This window comes from Flavobacterium sp. (assembly GCF_035456085.1).
Classification (GTDB): Bacteria; Bacteroidota; Bacteroidia; order Flavobacteriales; family Flavobacteriaceae; genus Flavobacterium.
This window is the reverse complement of record NZ_DATIDY010000196.1, coordinates 1-22,317: the sequence shown is the minus strand read 5'-3', so window position 1 is coordinate 22,317 and position 22,317 is coordinate 1. Positions and strand designations below refer to the sequence as shown.

At 34.2% G+C, this 22,317-nt stretch carries 14 protein-coding genes; 7 read left to right on the top strand and 7 right to left on the bottom strand.

Annotated features, from left to right (window positions below; genetic code table 11):
- The first annotated feature begins 91 nt into the window (after positions 1-91).
- Positions 92-1,060 carry a quinone oxidoreductase family protein gene (locus VLC96_RS14855; RefSeq protein WP_325264146.1) on the top strand — a complete coding sequence of 323 codons (969 nt, stop codon included), beginning with the start codon at positions 92-94 and terminating at the stop codon, positions 1,058-1,060.
- 74 nt (positions 1,061-1,134) lie between these two features.
- Here the strand turns inward: VLC96_RS14855 and VLC96_RS14850 are convergent, their stop codons facing one another.
- The 7 genes from VLC96_RS14850 to VLC96_RS14820 form a co-directional block, all read right to left on the bottom strand.
- A complete protein-coding gene (locus VLC96_RS14850) occupies positions 1,135-3,120 on the bottom strand; it encodes a retaining alpha-galactosidase (RefSeq protein ID WP_325264145.1) in 1,986 nt (661 codons plus the stop codon).
- Positions 3,121-3,330: 210 nt separating this feature from the next.
- Positions 3,331-4,620 carry a glycoside hydrolase 5 family protein gene (locus tag VLC96_RS14845; RefSeq protein ID WP_325264144.1) on the bottom strand — a complete coding sequence of 430 codons (1,290 nt, stop codon included), beginning with the start codon at positions 4,618-4,620 and terminating at the stop codon, positions 3,331-3,333.
- A 134-nt stretch (positions 4,621-4,754) separates the two neighbouring features.
- Positions 4,755-6,005, bottom strand: coding sequence for a glycoside hydrolase family 26 protein (locus VLC96_RS14840; protein ID WP_325264142.1), 1,251 nt, complete (start codon positions 6,003-6,005; stop codon positions 4,755-4,757).
- 45 nt (positions 6,006-6,050) lie between these two features.
- Positions 6,051-7,241 (bottom strand): AGE family epimerase/isomerase, encoded by a 1,191-nt coding sequence (locus VLC96_RS14835; protein ID WP_325264141.1) that lies wholly within the window; start codon positions 7,239-7,241, stop codon positions 6,051-6,053.
- 2 nt (positions 7,242-7,243) lie between these two features.
- Entirely contained in the window at positions 7,244-8,437 is a 1,194-nt protein-coding gene (locus tag VLC96_RS14830; protein ID WP_325264140.1) for a glycoside hydrolase family 130 protein, read from the bottom strand.
- A gap of 33 nt (positions 8,438-8,470) precedes the next feature.
- Positions 8,471-9,859, bottom strand: a complete 1,389-nt coding sequence (locus VLC96_RS14825) for an MFS transporter (RefSeq protein ID WP_325264139.1) — start codon at positions 9,857-9,859, stop codon at positions 8,471-8,473.
- 25 nt (positions 9,860-9,884) lie between these two features.
- Positions 9,885-11,033 (bottom strand): glycoside hydrolase family 26 protein, encoded by a 1,149-nt coding sequence (locus VLC96_RS14820; protein WP_325264138.1) that lies wholly within the window; start codon positions 11,031-11,033, stop codon positions 9,885-9,887.
- Positions 11,034-11,297: 264 nt separating this feature from the next.
- Here VLC96_RS14820 and VLC96_RS14815 point away from each other — a divergent pair, with 264 nt between their 5' ends.
- The 6 genes from VLC96_RS14815 to VLC96_RS14790 all read left to right on the top strand — a co-directional run.
- A complete protein-coding gene (locus tag VLC96_RS14815) occupies positions 11,298-12,182 on the top strand; it encodes an AraC family transcriptional regulator (RefSeq protein WP_325264137.1) in 885 nt (294 codons plus the stop codon).
- Between the two features lie 303 nt (positions 12,183-12,485).
- The gene (locus VLC96_RS14810) at positions 12,486-15,656 is read left to right on the top strand and encodes a SusC/RagA family TonB-linked outer membrane protein (RefSeq protein WP_325264135.1); all 3,171 of its coding nucleotides are present in this window, start codon (positions 12,486-12,488) and stop codon (positions 15,654-15,656) included.
- A gap of 13 nt (positions 15,657-15,669) precedes the next feature.
- Positions 15,670-17,217, top strand: coding sequence for a RagB/SusD family nutrient uptake outer membrane protein (locus VLC96_RS14805; RefSeq protein WP_325264133.1), 1,548 nt, complete (start codon positions 15,670-15,672; stop codon positions 17,215-17,217).
- A 156-nt stretch (positions 17,218-17,373) separates the two neighbouring features.
- Positions 17,374-18,453, top strand: coding sequence for an IPT/TIG domain-containing protein (locus tag VLC96_RS14800; RefSeq protein WP_325264131.1), 1,080 nt, complete (start codon positions 17,374-17,376; stop codon positions 18,451-18,453).
- A gap of 215 nt (positions 18,454-18,668) precedes the next feature.
- Positions 18,669-19,547, top strand: a complete 879-nt coding sequence (locus VLC96_RS14795; protein ID WP_325264129.1) for a helix-turn-helix domain-containing protein — start codon at positions 18,669-18,671, stop codon at positions 19,545-19,547.
- Between the two features lie 308 nt (positions 19,548-19,855).
- Positions 19,856-22,317: SusC/RagA family TonB-linked outer membrane protein (locus VLC96_RS14790; protein WP_325264127.1), on the top strand; the 2,462-nt coding region annotated here is incomplete at its 3' end.

Here is a 22,317-nt window from a genome sequence, read left to right as displayed (position 1 = left end):
ATCTTCATTTGATAACAAATGTTATCGTTCGACAATTTGCGGTCGGCTAATTTTGCTTTCATAGAATTAAACAATCTTAAAATGTAATGTTATGAAAGCAGCAGTAATTTATAAAAATGGCAAATTACCTAAATACACCGATTTTCCAGATCCAATTGTCGAAAATGATAATCACTTATTGATTTCTGTTAAAGCATCGGCAGTTAAAAATTTGGACAAGCATATAGCAAGCGGTAAGCATTATTCAGCTAATGCTACAGAAACAGCAAAAGTTGTTGGCGGTGATGGAGTAGGTATACTCGAAGATGGAACACGAGTCTATGCATTGGGCGTAACAGGAATGATTGCCGAAAAAGCGATTATTGATAAAAATAGATTGGTCAAAGTTCCAGAAGGTCTTGATGATTGTACAGCTTCAGCGCTGCCAAATGCGGTTGCGGGTTCGGCAATGGCATTACGTTTTAGAGCTGGCATTCAAAAAGGCGAAACAGTTTTAATAAATGGAGCAACAGGAGTTACAGGGAAAATAGCCATTCAGCTTGCCAAATATTATGGTGCAAAACGAGTAATTATCACCGGAAGAAATGAGCAAACTTTAAAATCATTATTAGAATTAGGTGCTGATGAGTATGTAGTTCTTACGCAATCTGATGAAGATTTTATAAATCAACTTAAAGAAATTCACGCAAATACACCAATTGATATTATAATTGATTATTTGTGGGGACATTCAGCTGAATTAATCTTGAAATCCCTAAAAGGAAATGGTTCGTTTACGAATAGGACCAGATTTGTTTCAGTTGGTTCTTTGGCAGGCGATACGATTCAATTGTCAGCAGAAATTCTCAGAAGTGTAGATCTGCAATTATTTGGCTCTGGTTTTGGAAGCTGGACCAAAGCAGAAATGGTACAATTAATAGATGAAATTTTGCCCGAAATGTTTGCACTGGCAGCATCCAAAAAATTGGTTATAGAAACAGTCGCAATTGATATAAAAGATATCGAAAAAGCTTGGGATATCGATGTTCCTGGCGGGAAACGATTGGTCGTTACAATTTAAAATTATTTTAAAAACAGATTGCACAAATTCTGTAGAGACGCACTGTAGAGACGCACTGCAGTGCGTCTCTACGATTATTTTGACAAAATAATCATCGCCAATCCGCCACCGCTAGCCAATTTGTATTTTAGTTTAGTGGTCGAATCAACCGTTATAATTTCTCTTTTATAATCATTTGCTGCTTTTTCAGCGTTTAATCCGTCAGAGAAGATTTCGGCTTCGTATGTTTTGCCTTTTTCAAGGAAAGAAAAATCAACGGTGATTTCTCTAGAATCCCAGTTTGTAATAGTACCTAAATACCAAGTTGTGTTTTTTCGTCTAGCTAATGCTACAAACTTTCCGACTTCGCCATCTAAAGCTACTGTTTCATCAAATGTAGTTGGGATTTTAGCAATGAAATCAGTACTTTGCTGTTCTTTCATGTAAGCGGTTGGACTGTCCGCCATCATTTGTAAAGGCGCTTCAAAAATAGTGTAAAGTGCCAATTGATGACATCTAGTTCCTTGGCTTACAGGGTTAGAATGACTTGGTTTGAATTCACTTTTGGTAGCATTGCGCATCGCTCCCGGAGTATAATCCATAGGACCAGCCATCATTCGGATAAACGGAATCGAACAGTCGTATAAAGGAACATCATCATTTGGTGTCCATTTGTTATTTTCAAGACCTTTTACACCTTCAAAATTCAAAATATTTGGAAAAGTTCTTTGAATTCCAGTCGGTTTATACATACCGTGAAAATCCAATAGTAGTTTGTAATCTGCTGCTTTTTGAGCAATATCATAAACAGAATTGACCATTTTGGCATCGTCACGGTCTAAAAAGTCAACTTTGAAACCTTTGATTCCTAAGTCGGCATAATTCTTTAAAATTCCGTCTGTATTTTTGGTCAATGCCATCCATGAACTCCATAAAATAATGCCTACATTTCGCTCTTTACCGTAAGCAATTAAAGCTTCCAAATCCACATTTGGATTGTGTTTCATAATGTCTTCTTCCAAACTCCAGCCTTCGTCAAGAACTACATATTCGACCTTGTTTTTAGAAGCAAAATCAATGTAGTATTTATAGGTTTGTGTATTGATTCCGGCTTTAAAATCGATGTTGTAAATATTCCAGTCATTCCACCAGTCCCAAGCTACTTTTCCAGGTTTTATCCAACTGATATCTTTAATTTTTGATGGCTCAGACAGTTTTTGAACCATATCATTATTGGCTAAATCCCTGTCGTTTTCTGAGATCACAATAATTCGCCACGGAAAATTGCGAGTTCCTTTTGTTTTTACCAAATAATCAGCTCTTTCGGTAATCAATCTGTTGATATTATTGAATCCACCGTTTTTTTCCTGTAAAGGATATTTAGAAAAACGACTTTCAAACCCTTTTTTATCTTTGGTATTGGTTACAAATAATCCCGGATAATCTTCCAGATTGGCTTCTAGAAAAACTGCTTTTTTATGATTTTTAAAATCAATTAAAAACGGTAAAAACGCCAAAGTATCTTTGGTAAATTCACTGACTTTTTTGTTTTCGTAATGCGCTTCAAACGAAGAAATATAAGGGTCTTTTGGATTTCTTAAATCACGGACATATGGTATTAAAGTATTGTAATCCTGATCGAAATTCAAAACTACTTCTTCCGATTTTACAGTGATATCTTTTTTCTTTTTGGTTATAAAACGATATGCAACACCATCATCAAAAGCACGATACTCAATGGCAAAATCGTTTTTAAAATTTAAAAGCAAAAGATTGTAATTATTTTGAATAGATTTCTTCTTATAAAAAGGAGAATCAAATGTCTGGTTTACTTTTTCTCTTTTCGAATTCAAAAGCACAGCATTTTTTCCTAAAACTTCATTTTGATCCAAAGTCATTGAAATAGGGGAGGCAGCCAAAACTATATCTTTTTCATGCGAGATAGTCCAAGTTATTTTATCGCTGATTACAATGCTGACTTTAATTTTTCCATTAGGAGAAGTGACAACAAAGTCTTGTACTTTCTGGGAAAACAAAAGATTTAAGGATAAAAGACAAAAAAGGAAAGCTGTTTTTTTCATGATGGAGTATTTATTGAAAATAGTTTAAAACTATACATTTTAGTGCATTTAGTTTTCAGTTTCTAAAAATGTTTTCAACCACAAATTACACAAATTACCACAGATTATATTTGTGCAAATTTGTGTAATTTGTGGTTGAAACTAAGTAGTTCAAACTTGTAGACTTTTAGTCTGATAAACTGAAAGTATGGACTTCAAGTCTAGAGAGGCTTATTTTTTACAGAATTCTGAATTGTATTTCTTCACAATTTCCAAAGTCGATTTATCAGTTGAAAAAACCGAATTCAACCCTTGTGGTTCCTGCGGTGGATCTGTTGTTAATGGATCGCCGGGATTCCAATGACCATCGGCAGTAACCGCTTTTCCTTCGCCACCAAATCCCCAAAAGTTAGCCGCTTGCAATGGGCCATGATTTTTTACACTTTCGGCAACTCTTCCGAAAATATAATTATAAAAAACATCTCTATTAGCAACCGAAGAACCAGCTGTTAAACTTTCATTTTCTCTTGGTAAACCAAATTCTTCAATGATAATTGGACGTTTTAAATCATTGGCCACTTTTACATGTTTATCAATGTAAATTCCAGCATTTTCAAGAGTAGTTGGCAATGTTTTTTCGGCATTATCAGCCTTGAACCAATTCCAGTTTTTCGGCCAAATATGCATCGTCAAATAATCGATATTAGGATTTAGATGTGTTCTTTTAAAAATTTCGATATCATCATTCGAACTATTCAAACCTTCAGAACCTGTCGAAATCAAATGGTAATTATCCAAACTTTCGATCAAATCAACAATATTATTGAGCCAAGCTGTAAATTTAGCTTCGTTTTCTACCGTAAAAAGTCTAGGTTCATTTCCGACCTGCCACGCCATAATTGTGTTATCCTCGGTGTATTTTTTATGTGTATAAGCGTTTGTTCTGCCAATTATAAATCGCACATGATTATTCAACGCTTCCATACAAGGCTCACAACTGTGAAATTGTTCTGTATACGACATAAATTGCGGCCACGTATTTGGCGGGATCGCTGGTACAGGAATCGGTCCTTTTCCATTCCACTCCAAATATTGCGACATTCCGCCAGACCATTCCCAGTTATTGGTCAAAAACAAAACCGCATACATATTGCGTTTACCCATTTCGGCAATCAAAAAATCCAAACCGTCCAATAAGTCAGCATCATATTTTCCCTGTTCATATTGCAAAGCAGGACGAACGGTATAATCGTATTTTCCACCATCGCCACCAACCAAAATTCGCAAGTTGTCAATGCCGTTTTTCTTCATTAAATCGAGTTCGCGAAGCAATCTTTTTCGGTCACCAACTTTTTTGGAAGCCAGTAAACTTCCATACCAATAATTCGTTCCAATGTAGGAGTACGGCTTGTCGCCTTTGAAAAATTGCGTTCCTTTAACAGTGATTCTTTCTTGCGCTTGACAAGCCATTACAGATAGTAGTAAAGTTAAACCAAGTGTTTTAAAAAGTCTTTTTGTCATTATTTATTTTTTTAGGAGCTAATTCCTGCTATCCGTTTCAATCTTTTGTGCCGAACCCCGGCACAAAAGGATTTCCACTACTATCAGGGCTAGGGCTTTACGTTATTTTAAAATATTTTGGTTCTAATTTAAATTCATTTTGGCATTTCATACATCTTCGGCAAAGTATTTAACAAAGCTGATTTCGTTTTGGTTGCAAATGTTTTAAAATCTGCGGCATTAGTCGCTGAAGGCGTTGGAACATAGTAACCATCCTGACTATTGTTCCAAAACATCATATAACTAATCTGAATACTATTTGCAGTAAGAGTATTGTAAAGATAAGTTGAAAACCAATCGGTTACCGGACTTACACTCGTAGTAACTCTATAACCCGTTTCTGTCATGGCAGCAATTTTCACTTTGGTGATCGCCAGATCAGATAATATTTTCAGTTTAGCATTAGCTTTATCGGCACCAGCTTGCCCTTGATTGTTGAGGTCACCATAATTATCCATCCCCAAAACATCTACATACGCATCACCAGGATAACGACTCAAATAATTGGAAGATGTAGTATAAGAATTGTCGGGAGAAAAGGCATACAAAATATTATGAACTCCTTTTGTATCTTTCAAATAGGTCACGGTAAACTGATAGGCAGTTTTGTATTCGTCAGCGGTACAAAAATTAGCTCCCCACCAAAACCAGCTTCCGTCAAACTCGTGAAAAGGTCTAAAAATTACCGGAATTAAAACTCCGTTTACATCTTTCAATTTCAAAAAAACAGCAGCTACTTTGTCTAATTTTTTCTTATACCATTCGTGGTTCGCGCCGCCTGGCAAAATACTTTTGAAAGCTGTCGCTTTTTGTTCTGCAGTCATGTCATCGGCATAAAAAGTTTCTTCTTTATTAGGTTCCCTTAAATGCCAAGACATCGTATTGATCATTCCTTTTTCGTAGGCCGCTTTGATATCGCTGATCGTTTTTTGTTCTTGTTGATAAAACCAATTATTAGCCTGTTCATTATTATTTTTATCAGTGATAAATATAAAATCAGAACCTAGCAACGCAGGATCAGATCCTGTTGTTTTCTTTATATCCGATTGATCTGTAGCGCCATTGTTGTAAAAACCATTAAATGCATCTTGTTGTCCAATAGCAAATTTAGTTTTAGATAATTTTTTTAAATTATAAAATAGAGCAGTGGTTTCTGCAGTTGCATTAGGATCGACCATGTAAGTTTTTACATTTTGAGTGGTCAATGGATCGGTATCGCCTGCAACTGGTGGATCACCTTTTGGAGTATCGTTAGGGATGTCTGTTGTCGCGTCTGAGTCACTTCCAGAACAAGCAAATACTAAAAATAAAATGGATAGAATCGTAAGCGTATAATATTTTTTCATATTTGTTTTTTTTTGGAATCGTTAGGATTTAAATTGAAGTTTTATTTAAATCGAAATGCGGTCAATTAACTCAATACACGCTCTGCTGTTGTGATATGGGCATTTCCAAAAACCAGCTTTATCTTTTTGTATATTTGAGTAATCGCTATTAACACCCCAAAACCACTCTCCGTTTTCTTTGTCGATGATGTGTTTTTGAGTGAATTCCCAATTTTTGAGAACAATATCCAAATATTCTTGTTTACCAGAAAGTTGCCAAGCCGTAAAATAACCAATAATCAATTCGGCTTGTGGCCACCAGTGTTTTTCAGCCATTAATTCGTTGGTTTCTGGATCGTATTCGTACCATAATCCACCATCAGTATCAATTCCTTCTTTTGTTGCTTCTGCCATTTGAATGGCGTATTTTTTATAGCGTTCAATCAAATTTTCGTCTGCAACAATTTCGGCACATTGTAATAAAAGCCAGGCTGCTTCTATATCATGTCCATAAGAGATGACGTCCTTTTTTTCTACCCAATTTTCATCAAAAAACAATCTCAAATGTCCAGTTTCAGTATTGATGAAATACTTTTCTATTGTTTCTAGTAACTCAATAATAACTTTTCGTAACGATTCATCTTTCCAGACTTTATACAAATTGGCATATCCTTCAACAATATGTAAATGTGTATTCATTGTTTTCTTTTCGTTGGCATCTTTTTCGCTTAAACGCAAATCTTCAATAGGTTGCCAATCACGGGTGAAAGCTTCTAAATACCCGGCTTTATCAGAATCATAACTGTATTGCTGAATTTTAGAATATAAAGAAATCGCAAGTTGCAACGCTTTTTCATCTTTTGAAACTGAATAATATTCACTCAATCCATAGATAACAAAAGCCAAAGCATAAATTTGGTTTTTAGTATCTTTTGGGGTCCCATCAGCATGAAGACTCCAAAAAATACCACCAAATTCAGTGTCGTAAAAATGCTCTGAAATGTATTCAAAAGCACGTTTGGCGGTGTTTAAATGCTCGTTGTTTCCTGAGATTTTATATGCTGCAGAAAAGGTCCATAATAAACGTGCATTAAGTACAGACCCTTTTTCAGCATCACTAATTGTGTTGTTATTGTAATCTATCTGACCAACAAAACCGCCGTTTTTTGCATCAACAGTTTTTTCCATCCAATAGGAAAGAATGCTTTGAAGTTCAAGCTTTAGTTCGGTTTTTAGATTTTTTAAATTTGAATTCACGATTATGCAATTTCTTTGTTTTTATTCACCTGGTTGATGATTGTTTGTACAGAACCTGCTGAAGTTAATGTGTCCTCAGGAGTATTGATCACATAATCCACTAATCTTTCTACAGAAGAAACAGCTACGTGCATTCTTGTATCAGAAGAAGCGTAATAGATATAAACAGTTCCGTCTTTATCTTCAATCCATCCATTAGAGAATAAAACATTCGAAACATCTCCAACTCTTTCTATGCCTTCAGGTCCCATGAAATGTCCTGCCGGAGCGTGAGTTACTTTGGAAATATCATTTAGATCTGTCATGAACATGTACAATGTATAACGCAAACCTGCAGCAGTGTTACGCACACCGTGAGCCAAATGCAACCATCCTTTATCAGTTTTGATAGGTGCTGGTCCAAGCCCATTTTTCAATTCGTAAACGGTGTGATATTGCTTTCCGTAAATGATTTTTTCTTCTTTTACAACAGGATTAGTCATGTCTTCAACAAACCCAAGTCCGATTCCGCCACCGTTTCCAACATCAATAAATCCATCTTGAGGGCGAGTGTACAAAGCGTATTTTCCATCAACAAATTCCGGATGCAATACAACGTTGCGTTGTTGTCCAGTATTAGAAACCAAATCAGGTAATCTTTCCCAATTGATTAAATCTTTGGTACGCACAATTCCTGCATTGGCAATTGCTGTACTAGTGTCACCTGTAGGGGCAGAAGGGTCTTTTCTTTCGGTACAAAAAATACCATAAACCCAGCCGTCTTCATGTTTTATTAAACGCATGTCATAAACATTAGTGTCGGGTTCTGCTGTTTGAGGAATCACGCAAGGTTTATCCCAAAACTTGAAGTTATCGACACCATTTGGGCTCTCGGCAATGGCGAAGAAAGATTTTCTGTCAGCACCTTCAACACGGGCTACAAGAACATATTTGTCATTCCATTTTATAGCTCCTGCGTTGAAAGTGGCGTTTATTTGAATTCTTTCCAACAACAAAGGATTTGTTTCTGGATTAAAATCAAATCGCCATTCAAGTGGTGCGTGTGCAGCGGTTAAAATCGGATTTTTGTAACGTGTGTAAATTCCGTTACCGACACCATCTTGTGGTTCGTTTTTGGTTTGTATTAAGGTGTTAAATTGGTTTTCTAAACTAGCTTTAATTTTTTTAAAATTGGGCTGTAATGCTGTTGTATTCATAATAGAATTTGCTAAAATCAGATAATATTTTAATTATTTTATATTTCGTTTATTATTAAGTTCGTCTTCAATAACTTGAAGTTTTTCTTCCGAAAGCGGATAGAACAGGATAAAAAGTACGGATATACCTGCGGCAATTGCTGGGAGAATACTAAGCATCAACTGTATTCCGGTTTGTGTAGTAGCGGTTTGAATAACATTGGCCTGGAATCCAAAATATCCCAAAAGCCATCCCGTTGCGGCACCACCAATTGTCCATCCAAATTTTTGAGACATGGACGAAGCTGAAAAGATAAGACCAGTAGCTCTTCGGCCTTGTTTCCATTCGGAGTAATCAGCGCTATCTGCATACATTGACCAAATTAATGGGAAAATACAACCAGCACAAATACTAATTAAAACTTGGAAAACCATAATAAGAATTACATCTTCTTTTCCTAAATAGTAAAAAATGACACTTAGGATTGCTGCTAATGCCATAGCTCCGAAAAAAGTTTTCTTTTTTCCAATTTTATTGGCAATAGGAGTGGCTATAATTACTCCAATAATATTTGCAGCTTGACCTAACACTAAATAGAGTGTAGTAGGAGTCATTGCAAAATTCTCTCCAAAAATATTAAAACTGTAACTTACAGTACTGCTTACATAATATTTAAAATAATAAACAGCTGCTCCATCACGAATTGAATTGAATATCAAAGCGCCAATTCCAGCACCTAACAGAATCCACCAAGGTCTGTTTTTTAGAAGATCGTTTAAGTCTTCTTTTAAATTTGGTTTTTCATCGTTTATAGGTTGAACTCTTTCTTTTGTTAAGAAAAAACATCCCCAAAAGAAAACCGTAGTGATCATTCCAAAAACGATAATAGTATACAACCAACCTTCTTTGGAATTTAAACTTCCTCCAAAATGGTTTACTAATGGCTCAATTAACCAAAGTGCTAATAAACTCCCACCAAAAGCGAAAACCATACGATAGGATGATAATGTTGTGCGTTCTTTTCTGTCCCCTGACATTACACCTAATAAAGAAGCGTAAGGCACATTAATGACAGAATAAATCATCATCATTAACGAATAAGTTACGTAAGCATAAATTATTTTTCCTTTTTCGTCGAAATCTGGAGTATAAAAAGTAAGTACACCAATTATTGCAAAAGGAATTGCTGTCCATAACAAATACGGTCTGAATTTACCCCAACGGCTTTTGGTACGATCGGCAAGAATTCCAACTAAAGGATCAAAACAAGAATCCCATATACGGGTAATTAAAAACATGGTTCCGACAACAGCTGGCGCTATTCCAAAAACATCTGTGTAGAAAAACATAAGGTACATGCTGAAAATTTTCCAAAACATTGACGATGCAGCATCTCCTAATCCGTAACCAATTTTTTCTTTTAATTTAATCTTTTCTTCCATTTTATTAACAGTATAATCTTGGGGTTTATTTTTTGTAAAGGTTAAGTTTTGCTGCGTCTTTTTCGAAAAGGATATTATCTAAATTGTAAAAATCTATAAAATCTTTTTCACTAGTTTGCCCTTTGTATGGAGCATAATAATGCATTTTTTGTTCTTTTTCCTGCCAACCGTGATTTCTCCATACCAAAACATAAGATATATTATAATTAGCCATTGATTTTAACAAAGTATTGGTCCACCATTTGTTATATGGAATAGCCTCATAACCGGTCTCTGCAAAAGCTATAATTTTGTTTTGCTCTTTGGCAATCTGATCTATTATTCCAAATTGTTTTTGAGCGCTTTCAACAAATGAGTTGTCTTGTGTAGGATCGTTATATTGGTATTTGTCAAAACTTAAAATATCAGCATAATCTGCGCCTGGATAATATTCCAGATATTCTTCTTTTGAGGTAAAATCGCCGGCAGTGTTGTAAACATAAATCAAGTTATGAAGCCCTTTTTTCTGAAAATAATCAACAGTAAATTTCCAGAGTTGTTTAAATTCTTCGGGACTTCCGTTGTTTTTGCACCACCAAAACCAATTCCCAGTAAGTTCATGGTATGGACGATATAAAAGTGGAATAAGTTCTCCTTTTTCGTCTTTTAAAGTAAGCATGTATTTCACCCCTTCATCAAGCCATTGTTTGTATTTTTCATGACTTTCTCCCCCAGGCAACACAGAGGCTAAGGATTTTGGAGTAGTGTCCCATGCATTTCCTCCAGTCAAGGGATTGTTGCAATGCCAACTGATCGTTATAACACCACCTCTTTTGTGTCCGTCGATGATATATTGCCTCATTTTATCAAAAGGAATTCCATCTATATTTTTATTAGATTTATATTCAAGACCTCCTAAATCCCATCCGTACACAGCAGGATAATCTCCAACAACATCTTTTACGTCACTTCTTCCTTCTTCATATTTCCAGTTTACCCCGTATGCTAAATCATCTTGATGACCAAATAGTATACCTTTTTTCGCTGTTTTGTTTAAATTTTGATATAATTGTACGGTAGATTTCGTTGATTTCTTATCACATAATGATAATTTAGTATTACTCTTTTGTGAATACCCTGATTGCATTGCGCTAAAAGCGAATAAAAACGATATTATATAATGTGTTTTCTTCATAAGTTGAGATAATGAATATTAGATCTTAATTAAATTCAAAAGGATTCATATTAAGTTTGGCTTCATTTTGCAATGAAGGTTTTATTTTATTAATTTTTGCTAATGTGTTAAAAAATATAGTGATTAATAGTGATTTATATTTTTTAAACGCTGTATTTCTTTTAATAAGATAAATCCGTGTTCAAAGATATAGTAATAACATCTTTGGAATTAATATTATTTTATCAATTTTATATCTTATTATTGCAAACAAAAAAAATAATTATGAGCAATTGTAAAAGGTATCATAGAGAAATAGTTCCTTTAACAGCACAGGATAGTTTTTTGGTTTTTGATAGAACTAAAGATGAGTATGATTTACCGGTACATTATCATCCCGAATTTCAAATTTCTCTTTTTCTCAATGGTAAAGGTTTAAAACGCATAGTGGGTGACTGCAGAGAAGAGGTGGGCAACATTGATCTGATTTTGGTAGGACCAAATTTGCTTCATGGCTGGGAGCAGCACAATTGTAAGAGCAATAACATACACGTAATAACTATTCAATTCGATGGTACGCTTTTTCATGAATTTTTGTTGTCTAAGCGAACTATGGCGCCAATAAAGAAGATGTTTAATCGTTCAGCACAGGGTATTTCATTTTCAAATAAGGTAGCTAGAACCTTGACTCCGAGGTTGACAAAGTTATCTAAGTTGGATGTAAATGGAATGGATTATTTTTTGGAAATCATTTCTATACTCTCTGATCTTGCAAACTCCCCTAATCAAAGGCTTTTGTCAACATTAAATGTCGAAAAAGCTGCTTTTGATGAGGATGACAAAATGAAATCAATATTTGATTACGTACAAAAGAATTTTTCTCAAAAAATATTATTGGATGAAGCGGCTAACGCAGTTAGTATGACGACTACTTCTTTTAATAGATTTATAAAAAAGCGGACCGGAAATACTTTTGTCAATTATATCAATGATATCCGTCTCGGATATGCAACAAAATGGCTAGTGGAGAAAGATCTTACTATATCTGAGATTGCATTTAGATCTGGCTTTAATAATATAGCTAATTTTAACAGGAGTTTTAAAGCTTTCAAGAAATGCACTCCAAGTCAATATCGTGATAGGTTTTTGGAATTGGAGAACGTTTTGTAAATAATGACATTTTCTTATTAAATGCCTCTTAAAACTACTTAAGAGGCATTTTTTTTTGAATTATTCAATATGTCTTATGAATACGAGCTGTTAAGTATCAATAATTTAAATAAACACAGTTATTGTTTCATTATGTGTAATGGAGTTTTTTTAGTTTGGCGAAATAATATCATATAATGGCTCAATAGTATTAACATAATATTAACGACCGTCATAGTTTTGTTAGGTACAAATCCAAAAATAATGCCCAAAAAAATCTCAGACATTCCTCGTCTGAGATTATGAATTTAACCTAATAATTTTATGATGAAAAAATTACTTTTTAATTTTGATCATTGGAAAATCGATATAGCATCGATTTCAATGATGTTTTTCTTATTAACAAGCAGCTTTATTTTTGCCCAGACCAAAATTCAGGGTACTATTAAAGATGCTAGTGGGACGCCATTAGCTGGTGTCAATGTTACTAATACAGGGACTAAGAAATCGGTCTCATCCGGTTTTGACGGTACTTATACTATTGATGCATCACCAAATGCTATTTTGTCTTTTTCATTCTTAGGATTTTCTACTAAAAACATAATTGTCGAAGGCCGAACTACACTTGATGTAGTGTTGACTAACGCTTCACAAGAATTGAAAGAAATTGTAATCCGAGTGGGATATGGTAGCTCCAAACGAGGCTACATTAATAGCTCAATTGCAAACATTCAGGGTAAAGACTTACAAGATCTTCCATTAGTAAGTGTTGATAAAATGATGCAAGGTAGAGCAGCTGGAGTTTATGTAACGAATAACTCTGGTCAACCAGGCAGTAGTGTTTCTGTCAATATTCGTGGAGCAACTTCAATAGGAGGAACCAACGAGCCTTTGTATGTTGTTGATGGTATTCCAATTTCTGGTGATGGTAATAATCAATCTACTAGCGGAAGACCATTGGCAGGAGCGCATTCAAAAGATAATCCTGCAAATGTTGTGGTAAGTCCAATTGCTTTTCTGAATCCGAATGACATTGAAAGTATGGATATTTTAAAGGATGCGGCCGCAACAGCAATATATGGTTCGAGAGGAGCAAATGGTGTTGTTGTTATAACAACTAAATCTGGTAAAAAAGGAACTGGAAAATTAGTGTATGACACTTATTTTGCAGTGCAATCTCAGGCCAAACTTCTTAAAACAATGAGCCTTCAACAGTATGCAACCCAACAAAATGCATTGTCAAATGTTTATGGTTATGGATTGCGTCCAGAGTTTGTGGACCCATCTTTATTAGGTCAGGGAACAGATTGGCAAGGCGAAATTTATCAAACTGGAATTCTTAAGAGCCATCAATTATCTATTTCTGGCGGGAAAGAAGATATTAACTATTTTGTGTCAGGAGGAGCTATCAATCAAGAGGGTACTGTGATAGGTTCAGCTTATAAAAAATATACTTTCAGAGGAAACTTGGATGCAAAAGTAAAAGATTGGTTAAGAATGGGTTTCAACTTAACGGCAGGTTTTTCTGATGAAGATATTACTCTTAATGGTTCTAGTAATGGTATTATTAGTACTTCGCTATTAAGTTCTCCTGATGTTGTTGTTAAAAATTTGGATGGAACTTATGCTGGACCGCCTCCAGGAGGAAGTGAGGGATATTTTATTAATCCTGTAGCTCAGGCATTATTAAATACCAATAATTTGATTAGAAAAAATTTCATGGGGAACTTCTTTTCGGAAGTGAGATTTACGGAAGGTCTTACGTATCGTTTTGAAATTGGTGGTAACGCTGAATTTTCTGAAAATACAGAATTTAAACCAAGCTATGTTTGGGGAACATCGGTAAATGAGCATGCTGAATTTACTTCAAGAGCTCAAAATTGGAGTTCGATGAACGTAAAAAACTTACTGTCTTATGCTCACAGTTTTGGTGATCATAATGTTAACTTGTTATTGGGGCAAGAAGCAAATGATAATCATTGGAACGGAAATTCATACTCTGTAAAAGATTTTGTAAGTAACAATAATCCAACAATCAATTTAGGAGACAAATCTACCTTGATAGGTACCGATTATAAAGGAAGCAGTTCTTTGTATTCTTTATTTACAAGAGTAAATTATGAATATGACAACAGATATGGTTTTACAGGAACTTGGAGAGCAGATGGAAGTTCTAAATTTGGTGAAGGTAATAAATGGGGTTATTTCCCTTCTGCAGCTGTTTCTTGGAAGTTATCAAATGAGTCTTTCATGGAAAAGACAAAAAAATATGTTGATAATATCAAGTTAAGAGCTAGTTATGGAGAAACTGGAAACCAAAATATCGCTGGCGGAGCCTATACTTCTCGATTGACAACAATGCCAGTGTATAATGGGAACGGGTTTTTAGCAAGTAATTTTGCTAATCCAGATGTAACTTGGGAAAATTCAAAACAAGTTGATTTAGGATTAGAGTTTGCTTTGTTTGAATCCAAGTTGTCAACTATTGTTGATTTTTATAGAAAAAAATCAGCTGGATTTTTATATCCATTGCCATTACCAATTTATCTTACTGGTGGCTCTGATTATCAAGGAGGGGTATCGGCACCGATATCAAATGTTGGAAGTATGCAAAACCAGGGTATTGACCTTTCTATAAACTATAAAGAAACATTTGGTGAAAACTTTAGTTGGAGTTCAACTTTGCTATATTCTAAAAATGAGAACGAATTAGTAAGTATGTTAAATGGTATAAATTTAGCCAAAACAACAATGCTGAATGACTACACACAAGCAGTAGTTACAAACACTGTAGTAGGACAACCAATAGGGCAGTTTTATGGATACCAATCATTGGGAATCATTAGAACTCAAGAACAATTAGACCAAGCAGCTGTACCTTTTACAGGAACAAAACCAGCACCAAGCTCTTTAGGGGATGTTGAATATAAAGATCAAAATGGGGATGGGATAATAAATGAAAAAGACGTAGTTGCAATTGGTAATCCTCAACCAAAATTCACTTTTGGATTCAATAATGTTTTTAAATATAAAAATTTTGATTTAAATGTTTTTGTGCAAGGTGCTCAAGGAACTAAAATTTTAAACTTGACAAGAAGAACTGGCACAATGAACACTTCATTGTATCAAAATCAACTTGCAGAGGCGGCAGATTTCTATACTGCTGATAATACAGATGCGAAATTTCCAAGACCAGTTGTTGGTATTGGCCATGCAAACTTATTGATTTCTGATCGTTATATCGAAGATGGTTCTTATCTAAGAATACAGTCTTTAGTTTTCGGATACAATCTTCCTTCAAATGTCATTTCTCAAGCTAGATTGACAAGATTAAGATTGCATGCTGGAGTTCAAAATTTATATACGTTCACTGACTATTCTGGATATGACCCTGAGATTGGTTCTACAAATCAAGATGTATTATTAAGTGGAATAGATAATGGTAGATACCCATCACCAAGAACCTTCACATTTGGATTAAATGTTGAATTTTAATTTATAATCAGCTATGAAAAATATAAAAAATATAAAGATAATTGCCGTATTGGCACTTATTTTCCTGTCATCAGCATGTAGTGATGATTTTTTGAACCGACCATCTGAAGATAGTTATACAATGGATAATTTTTATTCGTCCAATGAACAGGTTGATGCTAGTCTTACTCCGTTTTATGGTAAAATATGGATGCCCTTTGCTACAAAGTGGTACGTTGGATTAGGAGAGTTGGCCAGTGGAAATTGTCAGGCAGGCGCTGACGCCGCTGAATTGGTAACATTTTCACTTACCTCCAATAGTCCGGCATTATCTGATCCATGGGCTACTTGTTTCTCTGTTGTGGTTCAGTCTAATAACTTGATCAATAATTTAGAGAAAAATGTTGGTCCGGATGTAAACCCGGTTACTGTAAAAACTGCTGTTGCCGAAGCTCATTTCATGCGTGGGCTAGCCTATTTTTACTTAGTGAGACTATTTGGGAACGTTCCAATTATTGAAAACAATTTTGACTTTATGCAAAATCCGTTAATCAATACAAATCCAGTGGATGATGTTTATACTCTTATAAAAAGAGATTTCCAATATGCGGTAAATAATTTGCCGTCTAAAATTAGAGGTGGAAATAAATCGGAAAATATTAGATTGTCAAGCGGTGCTGCAAAATCTTTTTTAGCTAAAGTGCATTTGTACAGAAAAGAATATGCTGAAGCTGTAAAATTATCAAATGAGGTAATTGCTAGTGGTGAATTTAAGCTTTTAGGAGGGGCAGAATTACCAGCAAAATCATTCGGAGACTTGTTTTTACCATCAAATAACAATAACGAGGAGTCTATTTTTTCTTGGCAATTTATTACAATGGGTTGGGGTTTTAGTAATTACAATGCAATCCAATATGGCCCATCTTCGCTTACTGAATGTACTTGGGGGGCTAGTTATGTTCCAACTCCAGATATCCAGAGTCAGTATAAGCCTGAAGACAAAAGAAGAAAAGAAACTTTCATGAAATCAGGTGATGTATATTCTAATTTGGTGTCTGATCAAGGAAGCAGTTATACTTTTAGCAGTAAAATTGCTTCAGGTACGGCAACAGGATCTTATGTTAAAAAATTTGTTCTTGGTAAACAAACAGATGAAACTGGGCCTCAAGATGCTTATGGAACTAGTGGCTGTATGTATATTATGCGTTATGCCGATTTGTTACTGATAAATGCGGAAGCAATTATGGGTGTAAATTCAAGCACTTCGGATGCAACAGCCTTGAGATCTTATAATCAAGTCTTGAATAGAGCAGGACTACCTTCTGTAACTACAATTACTCATGCTGATTTGATTCAACAAAGAAGATTGGAGTTCGCTTTCGAAGGGGAGTATTGGTATGATTTATGTCGTTTGCCAAGAGCCGAAGCTATTGAATTGATTAAAAAACAAAATAGAGGACAGTGGGGAGGAAGTCTTTATGTTACTCCAGTTGAGTCTGATTTTATTTTTCCAATTCCGGCCAGCGAAGTTGTTACAAATCCTAAGCTGCTAGATCCACCAGTAGCTTATGAATTTAAATAATTAGTTTAATAAAAAGGTAATATGAAATAAGCATCACCGTAAAATTGGCTACAATTGACAATCATTGAATACTAAAATATAATGACAATTGATGAGGTAGACACCAATGACGATATGCAATATATATAACCGATAAAAAATAATAAATAGTAACATATGAAAAATTTAAAAATATATAACATATTGAGCTTGTTTGTAATGGCTTCAATATTTTTAATTAGTTTCGGATCTTGTTCGGATGATGATGCGCAGCTTGCTCCACTTAAAATTGATAGTGTAAGTAAGGCAATGAGCAGCTCAAAACCAGTTAATCCTGCACATAATGATTCGTTGACTTCGGTAGGTTATGCCGGAGTAATGTATATCATCAAAGGGTCTGGCTTTTCAGGACTCCAAAAAATTTATTTCAACGGAAAAGAGTCCTATTTTAATCCAGCATTGGTTACGGATAATACTATTTTTGTCACAATTGATCAAAACACACCGTTTGAGAATGTTTCGAATGAATTGAAATTGGTTACAAAAGGTGGTACAGTAGTTTATCCATTTAAAATTAATGCTCCAGCACCAGTTATTTCTAGGGCTTCTACAGCATTTGCTTCTCCTGGAGATATCATTACACTGTACGGTGATAATTTTGTATCAATAAAATCAGTTAAATTTAATAATACTGAGGCAGAGATTGAAGGAACACCAACAAGATACGAAATGCGTGTAAAAGTGCCGGCTGATTTTGGTACTTATGGTGTTGTTGTTGTAGAGACTGAGTTTGGTGTTTCTAAACCTAGCAGTATAGGTGTTAAGTACTTATTTTATGGAGATTCATTGCCAAGTTGGGCTTACGACTGGGGAGGGAGTTATGATGCTCAAAGTACTGAAAATGTAAGTAGAGGTACATATTCTATTAAAAAAGTAGCAGAACCTTGGTCAGGATTTTTTATGAATTCCGATTTAGTTTTAGATACTGCAGATTATCAATTGCTTAAAATGTCTGTATATTCTACCGAAAGTACTAAGATTTTTATAACGATAAATAGCGAAACAGGCAACACTAGCAAAGGTACTACAGTTACTTTGATCCCAGGTACATGGAATAATATTTCAATTCCTATCTCAGATTTGCATCCTGAATCATTAGATGGAGGAACTTTTAATAATGTATTTATACAAGAATTTTCCAACATACCACTTACCTCAGATAATATTATCTATATAGACGATATTGGATTTTTATAGATTTTTGAATTAGTTGAAGATATCCTCTGGTCGAAAGATTAGGGGATATTTTTTTTAGAAAGTCATACGTATGGTAATTTCTTTTAAAATAATTTGAAGCTTTGAATATGTTTTTTTTTATGAAATAAATCCATTTTTAAAGATAATAATAACATCTTTTGAATTAATATTATTTTATCAATTTTATATCTTATTATTGCAAACAAAAAAAAATTATGAGTAGTTTCAAAAAATTTCATAGAGAAATAGTTCCGCTCGCGTCTCAAGATAGCTTTCTAGTTTTTGACAGAACTAAAGATGAATTCGATTATCCTATTCATTATCATCCCGAATTTGAGATTAATTTTATATTAAATGGAAAAGGAGTAAAGCGTGTTGTAGGAGATAATATTGAGGAAATTGATGATATTGAGCTGGTTTTGGTGGGGCCTAATTTGTATCACGGTTGGGAACAGTATAAATGCAAAAGCAAAGATATTCATGAAATAACAATTCAGTTTCATCATGATCTTTTTCATGATTTTCTACTGTCGAGAAGAATTATGACTCCTATTAAAGAAATGTTTAATAGATCTGTGCATGGTATTTTATTTTCAAAACAGGTTGCTGAAATGCTTACTCCAAGGTTGATAAAGATATCCAAATTGGATGGAATGGATTATTTTCTGGAAATTATATCCATACTATATGATCTTGCAAACTCTCGTAATCAAAGGCTTTTGTCAACATTTACAGTCGAAAATGACACATTTGAGGAATATGATAAGATGAAATTAATATATGATTATATTCAAAAGAATTTTGCAGAAAAATTGTCGTTAGAAGAAGTGGCAGGAGTTGCTAGTATGACAACTATTTCTTTTAACAGATTTATAAAAAAACGCACCGGGAAAACATTTGTCAATTATATAAATGACATTCGAATAGGTTATGCTGCCAGATGGTTGGTGGAAAAAGATCTAAGTATTTCGGAGGTTGCGTTTAAATCTGGGTTTAATAATATTGCTAATTTCAATAGAAGTTTTAAGGCTTTTAAAAAATGTACTCCAAGTCAATATCGTGATGATTTCTCTGGATTGAAAAGGATCTTATAACATTTATGATTATTATTTATCAAAACTCTTTGAGAAGTATTTCAAAGAGTTTTTTTTGTTTTTATTAATTATTACTTATGTGTGATTTTAAGAATTAAATAATAATGTCGTAAAAAATTACCATCTAAATTTAATTATGTGTAATTATAGCTTTGATTTTGAAAATATATTATCGTTAAATGATATAATAATATCAATATGATGTAAAATCCTATTATAAATTTGTCAATTATTTGGTATTCAACCAATGCCAAAAAATAATCTCCTCACTACAGAGATTGTTTAATCTAACTAACAAATTTATTATTATGGAAAAATCATTATTTAATTTAATTCATCGGAAGTTTAATTATCATAAGTTACTATTGTTGTTTTTATTTTTATTGACAAATAGTTTTGCTTTTTCACAAACAAGCGTATCGGGAAATGTAAAAGATATTAATGGGGCCTTGCCAGGGGTTAATGTAACTGTAAAAGGAACAAACAACGGAAGCACAACCGATTTTGACGGAAATTACATATTGAACGGTTTGAAATCAACAGATGTTTTGGTTTTTTCATTCATAGGCTTTGTTACTCAAGAAGTTAGTGTTGGTGAAAAAACAAAAATTAATATCGTACTCGAGTCGGATTCGAAAAAATTAGAAGAAGTTGTAGTGGTGGCGTACGGAAAAACCACTAAAAAAGACTTAACTGGTGCTGTAGGGGTAATAACTTCAGAAAAACTAACAAGCATGCCAGTAACGTCCGTAGATCAGGCTTTGCAAGGTAAAGTTGCTGGTTTGCAAGTGACACAAGATTCTGGAGCTCCTGGTTCAGGAATATCGGTAAATATTCGTGGCGTCGGCTCTTTTGGAAGTACATCGCCATTATATATAGTTGATGGATACCCAATAGAAGATATTTCGTATTTGAATCCTAATGATATTCAGTCTATTTCTGTTTTGAAAGATGCTTCTGCTTCAGCCTTGTATGGAGTTAGAGCAAGTAACGGAGTTGTGATTGTGCAAACCAAAAGTGCTAAAAAAGGTGCAATGGCTGTTGAGTTTAATACTTGGTTGAGTACAAGTGATTTGCATAAAAAAATAGACTTATTGAATGTTAATCAGTTTGCTAAATTTGCTAATGATCTGGGTACAGCTCAAGGTGTTGCAACATTACCTGAATGGGCGAATTCTGGGGCTGGTTTAACAAATGTGGATTGGCAAGATTATGCTTTTAGATCTGCGGTTAGATACGGAACTAATGTTTCTATTAGAGGGGGAAGTGATAATGTAAGGGCAGCTTTAACTGCTGGACTTACTGATGAAGAAGGAATTGTTGTAGGTTCATCCAGTAAAAAATGGAATTTAGGTTTAAAAGGTGATTTTGATATCACCAAAAAATTTAGAGCCAAAGCGGATGTAAAATACAGTAAACAATCTACTTACACATCGTTAAGTGGTGGTTATGATAACTTAGGGAAAATATTCACAAACGTTCCTTATTTGTCTAATACAACAGGAACAAATTTACCTTATCATAATGGTTTGTATGGTGCTTTTAGAGATGTAAGTCAATTTGCAACAAGTACAAATGTCTTGGCTCAAGCTTTAGAACAAGATAATGATAACGCAAAATATACTACACAAGCCAATTTAGGCTTAGAATATGATATTATTGAAGGTTTGAATATTAAAGGGAATTATGGTTTTACGACTATTAGTGATAATAGAGCTCAGTTTTTACCATCTTATTTCCGTAGTTCTGCCAATGCGGATAATAGAGCAAATGCATCTTATGCTATTTCTCATAATTTATATAATGATTGGATTGCTGAAGGATTATTAGACTACACGAAATCTTTTGGCAAAAGTAAAATCAATTTATTGATAGGGGTTTCTGCTCAAAGAGGAACTACCGAAGTTTTATCAACAAGAGGTTCAGATTTTTTAAGTAATGATATAAGAGATTTATCGGCAGCTGGAAAAATTGATTACACAAATGGATATACACGTACCAGTACATTGGCGAGTCAATTTGCAAGATTAAATTATAGCTTTGATAATAAATATTATGTAACAGCAACAGCGAGAAGAGATGGTGTTGGAGATCGATTTTTAGAAGATCCATATTCTCCGTTTTATTCTGCAGGTGCGGGTTGGAACATAGATGAGGAATCTTTTATGAAAAATAGCATTTTTAACGTATTAAAGTTAAGAGGAAGCTATGGAGAAACAGGAAATTACAAAGGAATTGGACCTTTTCTTTACAAAACAACTTATGCTAATGGTGTAAATGGAGACGATGCCGGATATACTTTTGGAGGTCAACTTTGGCCAGGTCTGGCACCAACAGGATTAGCTAACAGTACCTTGAAATGGGAAACTCAAATTCAGACTGATTTAGGTATTGATGGAGAATTACTTGATGGAAAAATTTATTTTACAGTGGACTATTTCAACAAAGAATCTAAAGATTTCTTGTTGTACCAAACAAAGCCAGCCCAAACAGGTTTTACTTCTGGACCAGTAAATGCGGGTAATATCCAGAATAAAGGTTTTGAATTTTTGCTTGGTTATAGAAAAACTCAAGGAGAATTCACATGGGATATTTCTGCTAATCTAACAACAATTGACAACGAAATTACTAGTCTTGGAGGAGAAGAATTTGTGAAATTTTCTTCCCAGTTCGCACCAACTTTTGTTGATGACTGGCAAGATATTACCCGTTCTTATGTAGGTGGAAATGTAGGAGCTTTTTATGGTTACAAAACAGATGGGATTTTTCA